Below are 15,678 nucleotides of genomic sequence, written 5' to 3' on the forward strand. Positions count from 1 at the left end.
ATGGGACTCGAAGAAAAGCTGCCGAGCGGCTTCCTGCTGACCACCGTCGAGCAGGCCGCGGGCTGGGTGCGCAAGTCGTCCGTCTTCCCCGCCACGTTCGGCCTCGCGTGCTGTGCCATCGAGATGATGACCACCGGCGCCGGCCGCTACGACCTGGCGCGCTTCGGCATGGAGGTCTTCCGGGGCTCTCCGCGCCAGGCGGACCTGATGATCGTCGCCGGCCGGGTGAGCCAGAAGATGGCGCCGGTGCTGCGGCAGGTCTACGACCAGATGCCGAACCCCAAGTGGGTGATCTCCATGGGGGTCTGCGCCTCCTCCGGCGGCATGTTCAACAACTACGCCATCGTCCAGGGCGTCGACCACATCGTGCCGGTCGACATCTACCTCCCCGGCTGCCCGCCACGGCCGGAGATGCTGATGGACGCCATCCTCAAGCTCCACCAGAAGATCCAGAGCTCCAAGCTCGGCGTGAACGCCGAGGAGGCGGCCCGCGAGGCGGAGGAGGCGGCGCTCAAGGCCCTGCCCACGATCGAGATGAAGGGGCTGCTGCGGTGAGCGACGCCGACAACAACGGGGTCAACCCCGAGAAGGACCTCAGCGCGTCGAACCTCCCGGGCCAGCGCGGCCAGGGCGGTGAGGAGATCCGCGTCCAGCGCGGCATGTTCGGCGCGACCAACGGCGGCGACACCTCCGGCTACGGCGGCCTGGTCCGCTCGGTCCGGCTCCCGGGACCGGCGACCCGCCCCTACGGCGGCTGGTTCGACGAGGTCGCCGACGAACTGGAGGGCGCGCTGGAGGAACAGGGACTGCTCCCCGGGAACGCCATCGAGAAGACGGTCGTCGACCGCGACGAGCTGACCTTCCACATCGAGCGCGAGCACCTGCTGATGGTCGCCCGCACCCTGCGCGACGACCCGGCCCTGCGCTTCGAGCTGTGCACCGGCGTCAGCGGTGTCCACTACCCGAACGACAAGGGTCGCGAGCTGCACGCCGTCTACCACCTGCGTTCGATCACCCACAACCGGCTGATCCGCCTGGAGGTCAGCTGCCCCGACAGCGACCCGCACATCCCGTCGCTGTTCTCCGTCTATCCGACGAACGACTGGCACGAGCGCGAGACGTACGACTTCTTCGGCATCGTCTTCGACGGCCACCCTGCCCTGACGCGGATCATGATGCCGGACGACTGGCAGGGCTTTCCGCAGCGCAAGGACTACCCCCTCGGCGGCATCCCCGTCGAGTACAAGGGCGCCCAGATCCCGGCTCCGGACCAGCGGAGGTCGTACTCATGAGCACGTCGCACGCCTCCCCTCGTGAGACCACCGAGGGCACCGTCTACACCGTCACCGGCGGCGACTGGGACGAGGTCGTCCAGTCCGCGGCCCGCACCGACGACGAGCGCATCGTCGTCAACATGGGCCCGCAGCACCCGTCCACGCACGGCGTGCTCCGCCTGATCCTGGAGATCGACGGCGAGACCGTCACCGAGGCCCGCTGCGGCATCGGTTACCTGCACACCGGCATCGAGAAGAACCTCGAGTACCGGACGTGGACGCAGGGCACCACCTTCGTGACGCGCATGGACTACCTGACGTCGTTCTTCAACGAGACGGCGTACTGCCTCGGGGTCGAGAAGCTCCTCGGCATCGAGGACCAGATCCCGGACCGGGCCTCGATCATCCGCGTGCTCCTGATGGAGCTGAACCGGCTCTCGTCGCACCTGGTGTGCATCGCCACCGGCGGCATGGAACTCGGCGCCACCACGATCATGATCTACGGATTCCGTGATCGTGAACTCATTCTCGACATCTACGAGCTGATCACCGGCCTGCGGATGAACCACGCGTACATCCGCCCCGGTGGACTCGCCCAGGACCTGCCGCCCGGCGCGGTGGACCAGATCCGCGAGTTCGTGAAGAAGATGAAGAAGAACCTCCCGGAGTACGACAAGCTCGCCACCGGGAACCCCATCTTCAAGGCCCGCATGCAGGACATCGGCTACCTCGACCTGGCCGGCTGCATGGCCCTCGGCGCCACCGGCCCGATCCTGCGCTCCACCGGCCTGCCGCACGACCTGCGCAAGGCGCAGCCCTACTGCGGCTACGAGACCTACGACTTCGACATCCCGACCGCCGACACCTGCGACGCCTACGGCCGCTTCCTCATCCGCCTCGAGGAGATGCGCCAGTCGCTCAGGATCGTCGAGCAGTGCCTGGACCGGCTCCAGCCCGGCCCGGTCATGGTCGCCGACAAGAAGATCGCCTGGCCGGCCCAGCTCGCCCTGGGGCCCGACGGCCTCGGCAACTCCCTCGACCACATCAAGAAGATCATGGGCACCTCCATGGAGGCCCTGATCCACCACTTCAAGCTGGTCACCGAGGGCTTCCGCGTCCCGCCGGGACAGACGTACGCGGCGGTCGAGTCGCCCAAGGGCGAACTCGGGGTGCACGTCGTGTCCGACGGCGGCACCCGCCCCTACCGGGTCCACTTCCGCGACCCGTCCTTCACCAACCTGCAGGCCATGGCGGCGATGTGCGAGGGCGGCCAGGTCGCCGACGTCATCGTCGCCGTCGCGTCCATCGACCCCGTGATGGGAGGCGTCGACCGGTGACCACCTCTTCTTCCGAGCGGGGCGTCAGCCTGGGTATGCCCGAACTGCCCGCACCCGCCTACCCGGACGACGTCCGGGCCCGTCTGGAGACCGACGCGCGCGAGATCATCGCCCGCTACCCGGACTCCCGGTCCGCCCTCCTGCCGCTGCTGCACCTGGTGCAGTCGGAGGAGGGGCACGTCACGCGCACCGGGATGCGGTTCTGCGCGGACATGCTCGGCCTGACCACGGCCGAGGTCACCGCCGTCGCCACCTTCTACACCATGTACCGGCGCCGCCCGAGCGGTGATTACCAGGTGGGGGTGTGCACCAACACCCTGTGCGCCGTCATGGGCGGGGACGCGATCTTCGAGGAGCTCCAGGAGCACCTGGGCGTCGGCAACGGCGAGACCACCGACGACGGCAAGGTCACCCTGGAGCACATCGAGTGCAACGCGGCCTGCGACTTCGCGCCGGTCGTGATGGTCAACTGGGAGTTCTTCGACAACCAGACCCCGACGAGCGCCAAGCGCCTCGTCGACGACCTGCGCGCGGGACGGCCGGTCGCACCCACGCGCGGGGCGCCCCTGTGCACCTTCAAGGAGACCGCCCGGGTCCTGGCCGGTTTCCCCGACGACCGGGACGGGGCCGTCGAGTCGGGGGGAAGCGCGGGACCCGCCTCCCTGGTCGGTCTGAAGCTCGCCAAGGGCGAGTCCGCTCCCGCACGCGTGGTGCACCCGCGCGGTGAGGCGGCCCGGACCGGGGCACCGCACGAGCCCTCACCGACGGAGCACTTGAGCTCGCACGACGCGCCGCAGGACACGTCGGCCTCCGACCCAGCCCACCCGGCCGGGCCTGCCGCCGAGGAGGGGGAGTGATGACCTTGGCACCCGAGCTGAAAGACATGAGCCCCGAGAAGCTGCTCGCACCGGTGCTGTCGGCCTTCTGGGACGAGGACAGGTCCTGGACGCTGGACGTGTACCGAAGGCACGACGGGTACGAGGGGCTTCGCAAGGCGCTCGCCATGTCGCCGGACGACGTGATCGCGTACGTCAAGGAGTCCGGTCTGCGCGGGCGCGGCGGCGCGGGATTCCCCACGGGCATGAAGTGGCAGTTCATTCCCCAGGGGGACGGAAAGCCGCACTATCTGGTTGTCAACGCCGACGAGTCGGAGCCGGGGACGTGCAAGGACATCCCGCTCCTCTTCGCGAACCCGCACAGCCTCATCGAGGGCATGATCATCGCGTGTTACGCCATCAGGTCTTCGCATGCCTTCATCTATCTGCGTGGTGAAGTCGTCCCAGTGCTGCGGCGGTTGCACTCTGCCGTGCGCGAGGCGTACGAGGCGGGCTTCCTCGGCGAGAACATCCTGGGCAGCGGACTCGACCTCGACATCACCGTGCACGCGGGCGCGGGCGCGTACATCTGCGGTGAGGAGACCGCACTGCTGGACTCGCTCGAAGGCCGCCGGGGTCAACCGCGGCTTCGTCCCCCCTTCCCTGCTGTCGCGGGCCTCTACGCGTGCCCGACTGTGGTGAACAACGTCGAGTCGATCGCGTCGGTTCCCGCGATCATGCATCGGGGCAAGGAATGGTTCCGGTCGATGGGGAGTGAGAAGTCGCCCGGCTTCACGCTCTACTCCCTCTCCGGCCATGTGGCGAGCCCCGGCCAGTACGAGGCGCCGCTCGGGATCACGCTCCGCCAGCTCCTCGAGATGAGCGGCGGCATGCGCCCCGGGCACCGCCTCAAGTTCTGGACGCCGGGCGGCTCCTCGACCCCGATGTTCACCGACGAGCATCTCGACGTCCCTCTTGATTACGAAGGAGTGGGCGCCGCGGGTTCCATGCTCGGCACAAAAGCTCTCCAGTGCTTCGACGAGACGACCTGCGTGGTGCGGGCCGTGACGCGCTGGACCGAGTTCTACGCCCACGAGTCCTGCGGCAAGTGCACGCCCTGCCGCGAAGGGACGTACTGGCTCGTGCAGCTGCTGCGCGACATCGAGGCCGGCAAGGGACGGATGTCCGACCTCGACAAGCTGAACGACATCGCCGACAACATCAACGGCAAGTCCTTCTGCGCCCTCGGCGACGGCGCCGCCTCGCCGATCTTCTCCTCGCTCAAGTACTTCCGCGAGGAGTACGAGCAGCACATCACGGGCCGGGGATGCCCCTTCGACCCGGCCAAGTCGACGGCCTGGGCCGACCGCACGGAGGTGAACGCATGACCGTGACCACCAACGCTCCCTCAGGCGGGGGGCAGGCGGCGGTCCCGCCGGAGGACCTCGTGACGCTGACGATCGACGGCATCGAGATCAGCGTGCCCAAGGGCACCCTGGTCATCCGGGCCGCCGAACAACTCGGCATCGAGATCCCCCGGTTCTGCGACCACCCCCTCCTCGACCCGGCCGGCGCATGCCGCCAGTGCATCGTCGAAGTCGAGGGCCAGCGCAAGCCCATGGCGTCCTGCACCATCACCTGCACCGACGGGATGGTGGTCAAGACCCACCTCACCTCCCCGGTCGCCGAGAAGGCCCAGAAGGGTGTGATGGAGCTCCTGCTCATCAACCACCCGCTGGACTGCCCGGTCTGCGACAAGGGCGGCGAGTGCCCGCTGCAGAACCAGGCCATGTCGCACGGCGACGCCGAGTCCCGCTTCGAGGGCCGCAAGCGGACCTACGAGAAGCCCGTGCCGATCTCCACGCAGGTGCTGCTCGACCGCGAGCGGTGCGTGCTGTGCGCCCGCTGCACCCGGTTCTCCAACCAGGTCGCGGGCGACCCGATGATCGAGCTGGTCGAGCGGGGCGCGCTCCAGCAGGTCGGCACCGGCGAGGGCGACCCGTTCGAGTCGTACTTCTCCGGCAACACCATCCAGATCTGCCCGGTCGGCGCGCTGACCTCGGCGGCGTACCGATTCCGCTCCCGCCCCTTCGACCTGGTCTCCTCCCCGTCGGTCTGCGAGCACTGCTCCGGCGGCTGCGCCACGCGCACCGACCACCGGCGCGGCAAGGTCATGCGGCGGCTCGCGGCCCACGACCCCGAGGTCAACGAGGAGTGGATCTGCGACAAGGGGCGGTTCGCGTTCCGGTACGCGCAGCAGCGGGACCGGCTGGAGACGCCGCTCGTGCGCAACGCCGAGGGCGAGCTGGAACCGGCCTCCTGGCCCGAGGCGCTCCAGATCGCCGCCCAGGGGCTGCTGGCCTCCCGGGGGCGCACCGGCGTCCTGACCGGCGGCCGGCTCACCATCGAGGACGCCTACGCGTACAGCAAGTTCGCGCGCGTGGCGCTCGACACCAACGACATCGACTTCCGCGCGCGCGTGCACAGCGGCGAGGAGGCCGACTTCCTCGCCGCCCAGGTCGCCGGGCGCGGCCGGGACCTCGACGGTACGGGCGTCACGTACACCGCACTGGAGAAGGCACCCGCCGTCCTGCTGGTCGGTTTCGAGGCGGAGGAGGAGGCGCCCGGCGTCTTCCTGCGGCTTCGCAAGGCCTGGCGGGGGCACGGGCAGAAGGTCTTCTCCCTGGCCACGCACGCCACGCGCGGTCTGGAGAAGGCCGGCGGGACGCTGCTGCCGGCGGCCCCCGGCACCGAGACCGAGTGGCTGGACGCACTCGCGAGCAACGTCGGCCTGGAGGACGACGGCGCTCTCGCCGCCGAGGCGCTGCGCGCCGAGGGTGCCGTGATCGTCGTCGGCGAGCGGCTGGCGGCGGTGGCCGGCGGCCTGACCGCCGCCGCACGCACCGCCTCCGCCACCGGAGCGCGGCTGGCGTGGATCCCGCGCCGGGCCGGGGAGCGCGGTGCCATCGAGGCGGGCGCGCTGCCTTCGCTGCTGCCGGGCGGGCGCCCGGCCACCGACCCACGCGCGCGTGACGAGGTCGCCGACGTCTGGGGCGTCGCCGGTCTCCCGCACCGCTACGGCCGTGACACCGGCCAGATCGTGGAGGCCGCCGCGACCGGCGAACTCCAGGCGCTGCTGGTGGCGGGCGTCGAGATCGCCGACCTGCCCGACCCGGCACGCGCGCGTGCGGCACTCGACGAGGTCGGCTTCCTGGTCTCGCTCGAACTGCGGCCGGGCGAGATCACCCGCAAGGCCGACGTGGTCCTGCCCGTCGCCGCGGTCGCCGAGAAGGCCGGCACCTTCCTCAACTGGGAAGGCCGGGTCCGCTTCTTCGAGGCCGCGCTCAAGCCCGACCACATGACCCGCCGCCTCGCGCCCACCGACGCGCGCGTGCTGCAGATGGTGGCCGACGCCATGGACGTCCACCTCGGACTGCCCGATCTGCGCACCGTTCGGGCGGAGATCGACCGGCTCGGCGCCTGGGACGGCCCGCGGGCCACCGAACCCCTGGAGACGGCGGGCGCCCTGCCCCGTCCGGCCGCCGGCGAGGCCGTGCTCGCGGGTCACCGGCTGCTGCTCGACCAGGGCGTCCTCCAGCAGGGCGACGAGGCTCTCGCCGGCACCCGGCACGCCGCACGCGCGCGTGTGTCCGCCGCGACGGCCGCCGAGGCGGGCGTCAAGGACGGCGACCTCCTCGCGGTGACCGGCCCCCAGGGAGTCGTCGAACTCCCGCTCCAGATCAGTGAGATGCCCGACCGGGTGGTGTGGCTCCCGCTGAACTCCACCGGTGGCGGCGTCGCCTCCGACACCGGGGCGCGGCCCGGCTCCCTCGTCCGCATCGGCCCGGCGACCCTCGCCGGCGAGGCCCCCAAGGAGGTGGAGGCATGAGCCCGTACCTCGCCGCTGAAGACCTCTCGATGTTCGGCCACGACCCGTGGTGGCTGGTCGTCATCAAGGCGGTGTTCTGCTTCGCCTTCCTGATGGTGACCGTGCTGATCTCCATCGTCATGGAGCGCAAGGTCGTCGCCTGGATGCAGCTGCGCATCGGCCCCAACCGGCACGGCCCCTGGGGCATGCTCCAGTCGCTCGCCGACGGCATCAAACTGATGCTCAAGGAAGACGTCATCGTCAAGCGCGCGGACAAGGCGGTGTACGTCCTCGCGCCGATCGTCGCGGCCATCCCGGCCTTCATGGCGATCGCGGTGATCCCCTTCGGCCCGGCCGGCAACGAGATCTCGATCTTCGGCCACCGCACCACGATGCAGCTCACCGACCTGCCGATCGCGATGCTCTACATCCTCGCGGTCGCCTCCGTCGGCATCTACGGCATCGTGCTGGCGGGCTGGAGCTCCGGATCGACGTACCCGCTGCTGGGCGGCCTGCGCTCCTGCGCGCAGATGATCTCGTACGAGATCGCGATGGGCGCCGCCTTCGCCTCCGTCTTCCTCTACTCGGGGTCGATGTCGACCTCGGCGATCGTGGAGCAGCAGACCGACCGCTGGTACATCCTGCTGCTGCCGCTCTCCTTCGTCCTCTACATCGTGACGATGGTCGGCGAGACCAACCGCGCGCCCTTCGACATGCCGGAGTCCGAGGGCGACCTGGTCGGCGGCTTCAACACCGAGTACTCGTCGATCAAGTTCGCGATGTTCATGCTCGCCGAGTACGTCAACATGGTGACCGTCTCGGCCGTCGCCACCACGCTGTTCCTCGGCGGCTGGCGGGCCCCCTGGCCGGTCAGCACCTTCTGGGAGGGCGCGAACCACGGCTGGTGGCCGATGCTCTGGTTCACGGTCAAGGTCCAGTTGCTGCTGTTCATGTTCATCTGGATCCGCGGCACGCTCCCACGCGTCCGCTACGACCAGCTGATGAAGCTCGGCTGGAAGGTCCTCATCCCGGTCTCGCTGGTCTGGCTGATGCTCGTCGCCACCGTGCGGGCCTTCAGGAACGAGGGCTACGACTTCGCCGACATCGCCCTCTACGTCGGCGGCGGCGTGCTGGCGCTGCTGGTGCTCTCCTTCGTGGTCGACATGTTCCGCGAGAAGTCGAAGCAGGCCGAGCCGCCGGCCGAGACGCCGGCCGCCTTCGACCCGATGGTGGGCGGATTCCCCGTACCGCCATTGCCGGGACAGGAGCTCCCACCGGTCCCGCGACGCCGCTCGCGCCGAGAGCGGGAGCTGATTGTCAGTGGTGGGCCCGATACTCAGAGTGACGAATCTCTGGGCGGAACTACGGATGGAAAGGAGGCGTCCGATGGCTGAGGAACCGAAGGACACCAAGCCCGGTTTCCAGAACCCGGTGGCCGGCTTCGGCGTGACCTTCAAGGCCATGTTCAAGAAGCGGCTGACCGAGCAGTACCCGGAGCAGCAGAAGACCACGGCTCCGCGCTTCCACGGACGGCACCAGCTCAACCGCCATCCGGACGGCCTGGAGAAGTGCGTCGGCTGCGAACTGTGCGCGTGGGCGTGCCCCGCCGACGCGATCTACGTGGAGGGCGCGGACAACACCGACGAGGAGCGCTACTCGCCGGGCGAGCGGTACGGCCGCGTCTACCAGATCAACTACGCCCGCTGCATCCTGTGCGGCCTGTGCATCGAGGCGTGCCCCACGCGCGCGCTCACGATGACGAACGAGTTCGAGCTGGCCGACTCCAGCCGGGCCAACCTCATCTACACCAAGGAGCAGCTGCTCGCCGGTCTGGAGGAGGGCATGGTCGACACGCCCCACGCCATCTACCCGGGCACCGACGAACAGGACTACTACCGCGGCCTGGTCACCGAGGCCGCACCCGGTACGGAGCGCCAGGTCGCCCACTCCAAGGGCGAGGTCGTGCAGGAGGCCGACTCGACCTTCGGCGGGACGGAACCGGCGTCGAAGAAGGTGATCGACCGATGACCACCCAGCTCGCCGCCTACTCCACCTCCACCGGAGAGGCCGTCCAGTTCTGGATCCTCGGCACGATCGCGGTGATCGGCGCCCTGTGCACCATCCTCATGAAGAGGGCCGTGCACAGCGCGCTCTGCCTCGCCGGCACCATGATCATCCTGGCGGTGTTCTACCTCGCCAACGGCGCCTACTTCCTGGGCGTGGTACAGATCATCGTCTACACCGGCGCGATCATGATGCTGTTCCTGTTCGTGGTGATGCTCGTCGGCGTGACCGCGGCGGACTCCTTGAAGGAGACCATCAAGGGCCAGCGCTGGCTGGCCCTGCTGTGCGGGCTCGGCTTCGGCGTCCTGCTGATCGCCGGCATCGGCAACGCCTCCCTCAGCGAGTTCAGCGGCATCGGCCAGGCGAACGCCGGCGGCAACGTGGAGGGCATCGCCGCGCTCCTCTTCACCAGATACGTCTTCGCGTTCGAGATCACCGGCGCCCTGCTCATCACGGCCGCCGTCGGCGCCATGGTGCTCACGCACCGCGAGCGCACCGAGCGCGCCAAGACGCAGCGCGAACTGTCCGAGGAGCGGGTCCGCGAAGGCAAGCAACTGCCGCCGCTGCCGGCCCCGGGTGTGTACGCCCGGCACAACGCGGTCGACATCGCGGGCCTGCTGCCCGACGGCACGCCCTCCGACCTCACCGTCAGCAAGACGCTGCGGGAGCGGGGCCAGATCCGGGACGTGTCGCAGGAGGCGCTCAACGACCTCAAGGCCCTGGAACAGCGGTCCGAGGAGCGCCTGGAGCGCAGGGCGGTCGGGCCGGCGAACCTCAAGCGGCCCGAGGAGGCGTCGAAGTGAACCCGGTCAACTATCTCTATCTCGCGGCCCTGTTGTTCACGATCGGTGCCACCGGCGTGCTGATCAGGCGCAACGCGATCGTCGTGTTCATGTGCATCGAGCTCATGCTCAACGCCTGCAACCTCGCGTTCGTCGCCTTCTCCCGGATGCACGGCAACCTCGACGGCCAGATCATCGCCTTCTTCACGATGGTCGTCGCCGCCGCGGAAGTCGTGGTCGGGCTCGCGATCATCGTGTCCCTGTTCCGTGCCCGCCACTCGGCCTCGGTCGACGACGCCAGCCTGATGAAGCTGTAAGGGGTCGGAAGAATCGTGGAGAACCTGATTGCGCTGCTGGTGGCGGCGCCCCTGCTCGGAGCGGCGGTCCTGCTGTGCGGCGGACGCCGGCTGGACGCCGTCGGCCACTGGATCGGCACGCTGCTCGCGGCCGCCTCCTTCGTGCTCGGCCTGGTGCTGTTCACCGACATGCTCGGCCAGGACGCCGAACACCGCGTCATGACCCAGCACCTGTTCAGCTGGATCCCGGTCGAGGGCTTCCAGGCGGACGTCGCCTTCCAGCTCGACCAGCTGTCCATGACGTTCGTGCTGCTGATCACGGGCGTCGGATCGCTGATCCACCTCTACTCCGTCGGGTACATGGAGCACGACGAGCGGCGCCGCCGCTTCTTCGGCTACCTGAACCTGTTCCTCGCGGCGATGCTGCTGCTCGTCCTCGCCGACAACTACCTGCTGCTGTACGTCGGCTGGGAGGGCGTCGGTCTCGCCTCCTACCTGCTGATCGGCTTCTGGCAGCACAAGCCCAGCGCCGCCACGGCCGCGAAGAAGGCCTTCCTGGTCAACCGCGTCGGCGACATGGGCCTGTCCATCGCGATCATGCTGATGTTCCTCTGGTTCGGCACCTTCGCCTTCGGGCCGGTGCTCGGCAGCCACGAGGAGGCCGGGCTCGCCGGAGCCGCCGGTGAGGACAAGCTCACCGCGATCGCGCTGATGCTGCTGCTCGCCGCCTGCGGCAAGTCCGCCCAGGTGCCGCTCCAGTCCTGGCTCGGGGACGCGATGGAGGGCCCGACCCCGGTCTCGGCCCTGATCCACGCCGCGACCATGGTGACGGCGGGCGTGTACCTGATCGTCCGCTCCGGAGCCGTCTTCAACGGCGCCCCCGACGCGCAGCTCGTCGTCACCATCGTCGGTGCCGTCACGCTCCTGTTCGGTGCGATCGTCGGTTGCGCGAAGGACGACATCAAGAAGGCCCTGGCCGGCTCGACCATGTCGCAGATCGGCTACATGATCCTCGCCGCCGGCCTCGGCCCCATCGGCTACGTCTTCGCGATCATGCACCTGGTGACGCACGGCTTCTTCAAGGCTGGGCTGTTCCTCGGCGCCGGTTCGGTCATGCACGGCATGAACGACGAGGTCGACATGCGCCGCTACGGCGGACTGCGCAAGTACATGCCGGTCACCTTCGTCACCTTCGGCCTCGGCTACCTGGCCATCATCGGCTTCCCGGGCCTGTCCGGCTTCTTCTCCAAGGACAAGATCATCGAGGCGGCGTTCGCCAAGGGTGGCACCGAGGGGTGGATCCTCGGCGCCTGCGCCCTGCTCGGCGCGGCCATCACCGCGTACTACATGACGCGCGTGATGCTGATGACGTTCTTCGGCGAGGAGCGCTGGCGCAACGCCCCGACGCCGTCCCCGGCCGAACCCGACGTGGAGCCCGCCGCCGAGACCCGCGGCGCGTACACCCCGCCGCACCCGCACGAGTCGCCCAAGGTCATGACGATCCCGATGATCGTGCTGGCCGTCGGGTCGGTGGGCGGCGGTGCGTTCTTCAGCATCGGCGACCGCTTCATGCACTGGCTGGAGCCGATCACCGGACATGACCACGGCCACCCGCCGATCAGCGCCCTCACGGTCACGCTGGCCACGGTCGCCGTGATGGTCCTCGGTGTCGCCGTCGCCTGGGCGCAGTACGGCCGCCGCCCGGTCCCGGCCGTCGCCCCACGCGGCTCGCTGCTCACCCGGGCCGCCCGGCGCGACCTGCTCCAGGACGACCTCAACCATGTCGTCCTGGTCCGCGGCGGCGAGCACCTCACGCGGTCCCTGGTCTACGTCGACCACACCCTGGTCGACGGCGTCGTCAACGGCACGGCGGCCTCGGTCGGCGGCCTCTCCGGGCGGATGCGCAGGCTGCAGAACGGCTTCGCCCGCTCCTACGCGGTCTCGATGTTCGGCGGCGCGGCGGTCATCGTCGCCGCGACCCTGCTGATGAGGGCGGTCTGATACCGATGTCCTTTCCTCTGCTGACAGTGACAGCGGCGCTCCCGGCCGTCGGGGCGATCGCCACGGCCGCCGTACCGGCCGCGCAGCGCACCGCCGCCAAGTGGCTGGCGCTGCTCTTCTCGCTCGCCACGCTCGTCCTGGCGATCACCGTCCTGGTGCGCTTCGACCCGGACGGCGACCGCTACCAGCTCACCGAGTCCCACGCCTGGATCGCGGACTTCGGCGTCCGCTACGAACTGGGCGTGGACGGCATCGCGGTGGCGCTGATCGCGCTGACCGCCCTGCTGATCCCCTTCATCATCCTCGCGGGCTGGCACGACGCCGACCCGCTGGAGACCGGCAGCAGGCGCTGGCGGCCCACCCAGGGCTTCTTCGCCCTGATCCTGGCCGTCGAGGCGATGGTGATCCTCTCCTTCGAGGCCACCGACGTCTTCCTCTTCTACATCTTCTTCGAAGCCATGCTGATCCCGATGTACTTCCTCATCGGCGGCTTCGGGGACCGTGCCCACGAGCACGGCGAGAAGGCGGCGGCGACGCAACGGTCGTACGCGGCGGTGAAGTTCCTCCTCTACAACCTGGTCGGCGGTCTGATCATGCTGGCCGCGGTGATCGGCCTGTACGTGGTCGCCGGGAACTTCTCGCTCACGGAGATCGCCGAGGCCCGCGCCAACGGCTCGCTCTCCATGGCGACCAGCACCGAACGCTGGCTGTTCCTGGGCTTCTTCTTCGCCTTCGCGGTGAAGGCGCCGCTGTGGCCGCTGCACACCTGGCTGCCCAACGCGATGCAGGAGTCCACCGCCCCGGTCGCGGTACTGATCACGGCAGTCGTCGACAAGGTGGGCACCTTCGCGATGCTCCGCTTCTGCCTCCAGCTGTTCCCGGAGGCCAGCAAGTGGGCGACGCCCGCCATCCTCGTCCTGGCCCTGATCAGCATCATCTACGGGGCGCTGCTCGCGGTCGGCCAGCGGGACATCAAGCGGCTGATCGCCTACGCGTCGATCTCCCACTTCGGCTTCATCATCATGGGCATCTTCGCGATGACCAGCCAGGGTCAGTCCGGGGCGACGCTCTACATGGTCAACCACGGCATCTCGACCGCCGCGCTGATGCTGGTGGCGGGCTTCCTGATCTCCCGGCGCGGCTCGCGGCTCATCGCCGACTACGGAGGAGTGCAGAAGGTCGCCCCGGTGCTCGCCGGCACGTTCCTGATCGGCGGCCTCGCGACCCTCTCCCTGCCGGGACTGGCGCCGTTCGTGAGCGAGTTCCTGGTCCTGGTCGGCACGTTCGCCCGCTACCCGGTGATCGGCATCATCGCCACCTTCGGCATCGTGCTCGCCGCGCTCTACACCCTCGTCCTCTACCAGCGGACGATGACGGGCCCGGTGAAACCGGAGGTCGCGGCGATGCCGGACCTCAGGGTGCGTGAACTCGTGGTCGTCGCCCCGCTGGTCGTACTGCTGATCTTCCTGGGCGTCTACCCGAAGCCCGTCACGGACATCGTCAACCCGGCGGTCAAGCAGACCATGTCCGACGTACAGAAGAAGGACCCCCAGCCCGAGGTGGAGGCGGCCAAGTGAGCGCAACAGCCGTCCACAGCCTGTGGACAACCGCGGCCGAACCGATCACCAAGATCGACGCGCCGAAGTTCGAGTACGGACAGTTGGCGCCCACCCTTATCGTCGTCGGAGCGGCGATCGTCGGGATCCTGGTCGAGGCATTCGTACCGCGCAAATCTCGTTATTACGTCCAGATGTTCGTGTCCGTCGTCGCGCTCGCGGCCGCCTTCGCCGCGGTCGTCGCACTCGCGGCCGACGGATACGGCACGACCAAGGCGCGCATCGCGGCGATGGGCGCGATCGCCGTCGACGGACCGGCCCTCTTCCTCCAGGGCACGATCCTGCTGGCGGCGCTGGTCGGCCTGTTCACCTTCGCCGAACGGCGGCTCGACCCGGTGGTGCACGGCAACCGCGTCGACTCCTTCGCCGCGCAGGCCGCGTCCGTACCGGGCAGCGAGAGCGAGAAGGCCGCGGTCAAGGCAGGGTTCACCACCACCGAGGTGTTCCCGCTGCTGATGTTCGCCGTCGCCGGCATGCTGATCTTCCCGGCGGCCAACGACCTGCTGACGCTCTTCGTGGCGCTGGAGGTCTTCTCGCTCCCGCTGTACCTGCTGTGCGCGCTGGCCCGCCGCAAGCGGATGATGTCGCAGGAGGCGGCGGTCAAGTACTTCCTGCTCGGCGCGTTCTCCTCCGCGTTCACCCTGTTCGGCATCGCCCTGCTGTACGGCTACGCGGGCTCGATGTCGTACGCGACGATCGCGCAGGTCGTCGACGGCACTGTGCAGGACATCAACCCGGCGCTCGCCGACACCATGGGCAACGACGCGCTGCTGCTGGTCGGCGCCGCGCTGCTGGTGATGGGCCTGCTGTTCAAGGTGGGCGCCGTGCCGTTCCACATGTGGACGCCGGACGTGTACCAGGGCGCGCCGACGCCGGTGACCGGTTTCATGGCGGCGGCGACCAAGGTGGCGGCCTTCGGCGCGCTGCTGCGGGTGCTGTACGTGGTCCTGCCGGGCCTGCGCTGGGACTGGCGGCCGGTGATGTGGGCGGTGGCGATCGTCACCATGCTGGGCGGTGCGATCGTCGCGATCACGCAGACCGACATCAAGCGGCTGCTGGCGTACTCGTCGATCGCGCACGCCGGGTTCATCCTCGCGGGTGTCATCGCGACCACGCCCGACGGTGTCTCGTCGGTGCTGTTCTACCTGGCCGCGTACTCGTTCGTGACGATCGGCGCCTTCGCGGTGGTCACGCTCGTGCGCGACGCGGGCGGCGAGGCGACGCACCTGTCCAAGTGGGCGGGGCTCGGCCGGCGTTCGCCGCTGGTGGCGGCCGTGTTCGCGGTGTTCCTGCTGGCCTTCGCGGGCATTCCGCTGACGTCCGGCTTCGCCGGGAAGTTCGCCGTGTTCAAGGCGGCGGCGGAGGGCGGGGCCGCGCCGCTCGTCGTGATCGGTGTGATCTCGTCGGCGATCGCGGCGTTCTTCTACATCCGCGTCATCGTGCTGATGTTCTTCAGCGAGCCTCGGCCGGAGGGCCCGACGGTGGCCGTGCCGTCACCGCTGACGATCACGGCGATCGGGATCGGCGTGGCGGTCACGCTGGTGCTCGGTGTGGCGCCGCAGTACTTCCTGGATCTGGCGGGGCAGGCGGGGGTGTTCGTGCGCTGACGCTCCGCTTGCTGCGAG

At 69.3% G+C, this 15,678-nt stretch carries 13 protein-coding genes; all 13 read left to right on the plus strand.

Annotated elements, in window-relative coordinates:
• The 13 genes from PV963_RS27005 to nuoN are packed head-to-tail and all read left to right on the plus strand — an operon-like array spanning nt 1 to nt 15,660.
• Nucleotides 1–555, plus strand: coding sequence for a NuoB/complex I 20 kDa subunit family protein (locus PV963_RS27005; RefSeq protein ID WP_018528252.1), 555 nt, complete (start codon nt 1–3; stop codon nt 553–555).
• Entirely contained in the window at nt 552–1,292 is a 741-nt protein-coding gene (locus PV963_RS27010) for an NADH-quinone oxidoreductase subunit C (RefSeq protein WP_274818311.1), read from the plus strand. The genes PV963_RS27005 and PV963_RS27010 overlap by 4 nt, the downstream gene beginning before the upstream one ends.
• The gene (locus PV963_RS27015; RefSeq protein ID WP_274818312.1) at nt 1,289–2,611 is read left to right on the plus strand and encodes an NADH-quinone oxidoreductase subunit D; all 1,323 of its coding nucleotides are present in this window, start codon (nt 1,289–1,291) and stop codon (nt 2,609–2,611) included. Before PV963_RS27010 ends, PV963_RS27015 begins: the two co-directional genes overlap by 4 nt.
• Entirely contained in the window at nt 2,608–3,468 is an 861-nt protein-coding gene (nuoE, locus tag PV963_RS27020) for an NADH-quinone oxidoreductase subunit NuoE (RefSeq protein ID WP_274818313.1), read from the plus strand. The genes PV963_RS27015 and nuoE overlap by 4 nt, the downstream gene beginning before the upstream one ends.
• A complete protein-coding gene (gene nuoF / locus PV963_RS27025; protein ID WP_274818314.1) occupies nt 3,468–4,814 on the plus strand; it encodes an NADH-quinone oxidoreductase subunit NuoF in 1,347 nt (448 codons plus the stop codon). Before nuoE ends, nuoF begins: the two co-directional genes overlap by 1 nt.
• Entirely contained in the window at nt 4,811–7,315 is a 2,505-nt protein-coding gene (locus PV963_RS27030) for an NADH-quinone oxidoreductase subunit G (RefSeq protein ID WP_274818315.1), read from the plus strand. Before nuoF ends, PV963_RS27030 begins: the two co-directional genes overlap by 4 nt.
• On the plus strand, nt 7,312–8,688 hold the full coding sequence (gene nuoH / locus PV963_RS27035) for an NADH-quinone oxidoreductase subunit NuoH (protein WP_274818316.1): 1,377 nt from the start codon (nt 7,312–7,314) through the stop codon (nt 8,686–8,688). Before PV963_RS27030 ends, nuoH begins: the two co-directional genes overlap by 4 nt.
• Complete coding sequence (gene nuoI, locus PV963_RS27040; RefSeq protein WP_274818317.1) at nt 8,681–9,322, plus strand: NADH-quinone oxidoreductase subunit NuoI; 642 nt, start codon at nt 8,681–8,683, stop codon at nt 9,320–9,322. The genes nuoH and nuoI overlap by 8 nt, the downstream gene beginning before the upstream one ends.
• On the plus strand, nt 9,319–10,161 hold the full coding sequence (locus PV963_RS27045) for an NADH-quinone oxidoreductase subunit J (protein WP_274818318.1): 843 nt from the start codon (nt 9,319–9,321) through the stop codon (nt 10,159–10,161). Before nuoI ends, PV963_RS27045 begins: the two co-directional genes overlap by 4 nt.
• Nucleotides 10,158–10,457: an NADH-quinone oxidoreductase subunit NuoK gene (gene nuoK / locus PV963_RS27050; RefSeq protein WP_003992252.1), complete on the plus strand. Its 300-nt coding sequence runs from the start codon at nt 10,158–10,160 to the stop codon at nt 10,455–10,457. Before PV963_RS27045 ends, nuoK begins: the two co-directional genes overlap by 4 nt.
• 15 nt (nt 10,458–10,472) lie before the next feature.
• Entirely contained in the window at nt 10,473–12,437 is a 1,965-nt protein-coding gene (nuoL, locus tag PV963_RS27055) for an NADH-quinone oxidoreductase subunit L (protein ID WP_274818319.1), read from the plus strand.
• Between the two features lie 5 nt (nt 12,438–12,442).
• Nucleotides 12,443–14,014, plus strand: a complete 1,572-nt coding sequence (locus PV963_RS27060) for an NADH-quinone oxidoreductase subunit M (RefSeq protein ID WP_274818320.1) — start codon at nt 12,443–12,445, stop codon at nt 14,012–14,014.
• Nucleotides 14,011–15,660: an NADH-quinone oxidoreductase subunit NuoN gene (nuoN, locus tag PV963_RS27065; RefSeq protein WP_274818321.1), complete on the plus strand. Its 1,650-nt coding sequence runs from the start codon at nt 14,011–14,013 to the stop codon at nt 15,658–15,660. The genes PV963_RS27060 and nuoN overlap by 4 nt, the downstream gene beginning before the upstream one ends.
• Nucleotides 15,661–15,678: the final 18 nt, after the last annotated feature.

The sequence above is a fragment of the Streptomyces coeruleorubidus genome (genome assembly GCF_028885415.1).
GTDB lineage: Bacteria > Actinomycetota > Actinomycetes > Streptomycetales > Streptomycetaceae > Streptomyces > Streptomyces coeruleorubidus_A.

What these genes read in the sequence shown, in the direction of transcription:
- PV963_RS27005 (WP_018528252.1), top strand. Translation starts at nt 1, where the DNA reads ATGGGACTCGAAGAAAAGCTGCCGAGCGGCTTCCTGCTGACCACCGTC.
- PV963_RS27015 (WP_274818312.1), top strand. Translation starts at nt 1,289, where the DNA reads ATGAGCACGTCGCACGCCTCCCCTCGTGAGACCACCGAGGGCACCGTC.
- nuoF (WP_274818314.1), top strand. Translation starts at nt 3,468, where the DNA reads ATGACCTTGGCACCCGAGCTGAAAGACATGAGCCCCGAGAAGCTGCTC.
- PV963_RS27030 (WP_274818315.1), top strand. Translation starts at nt 4,811, where the DNA reads ATGACCGTGACCACCAACGCTCCCTCAGGCGGGGGGCAGGCGGCGGTC.
- nuoH (WP_274818316.1), top strand. Translation starts at nt 7,312, where the DNA reads ATGAGCCCGTACCTCGCCGCTGAAGACCTCTCGATGTTCGGCCACGAC.
- nuoI (WP_274818317.1), top strand. Translation starts at nt 8,681, where the DNA reads ATGGCTGAGGAACCGAAGGACACCAAGCCCGGTTTCCAGAACCCGGTG.
- PV963_RS27045 (WP_274818318.1), top strand. Translation starts at nt 9,319, where the DNA reads ATGACCACCCAGCTCGCCGCCTACTCCACCTCCACCGGAGAGGCCGTC.
- PV963_RS27060 (WP_274818320.1), top strand. Translation starts at nt 12,443, where the DNA reads ATGTCCTTTCCTCTGCTGACAGTGACAGCGGCGCTCCCGGCCGTCGGG.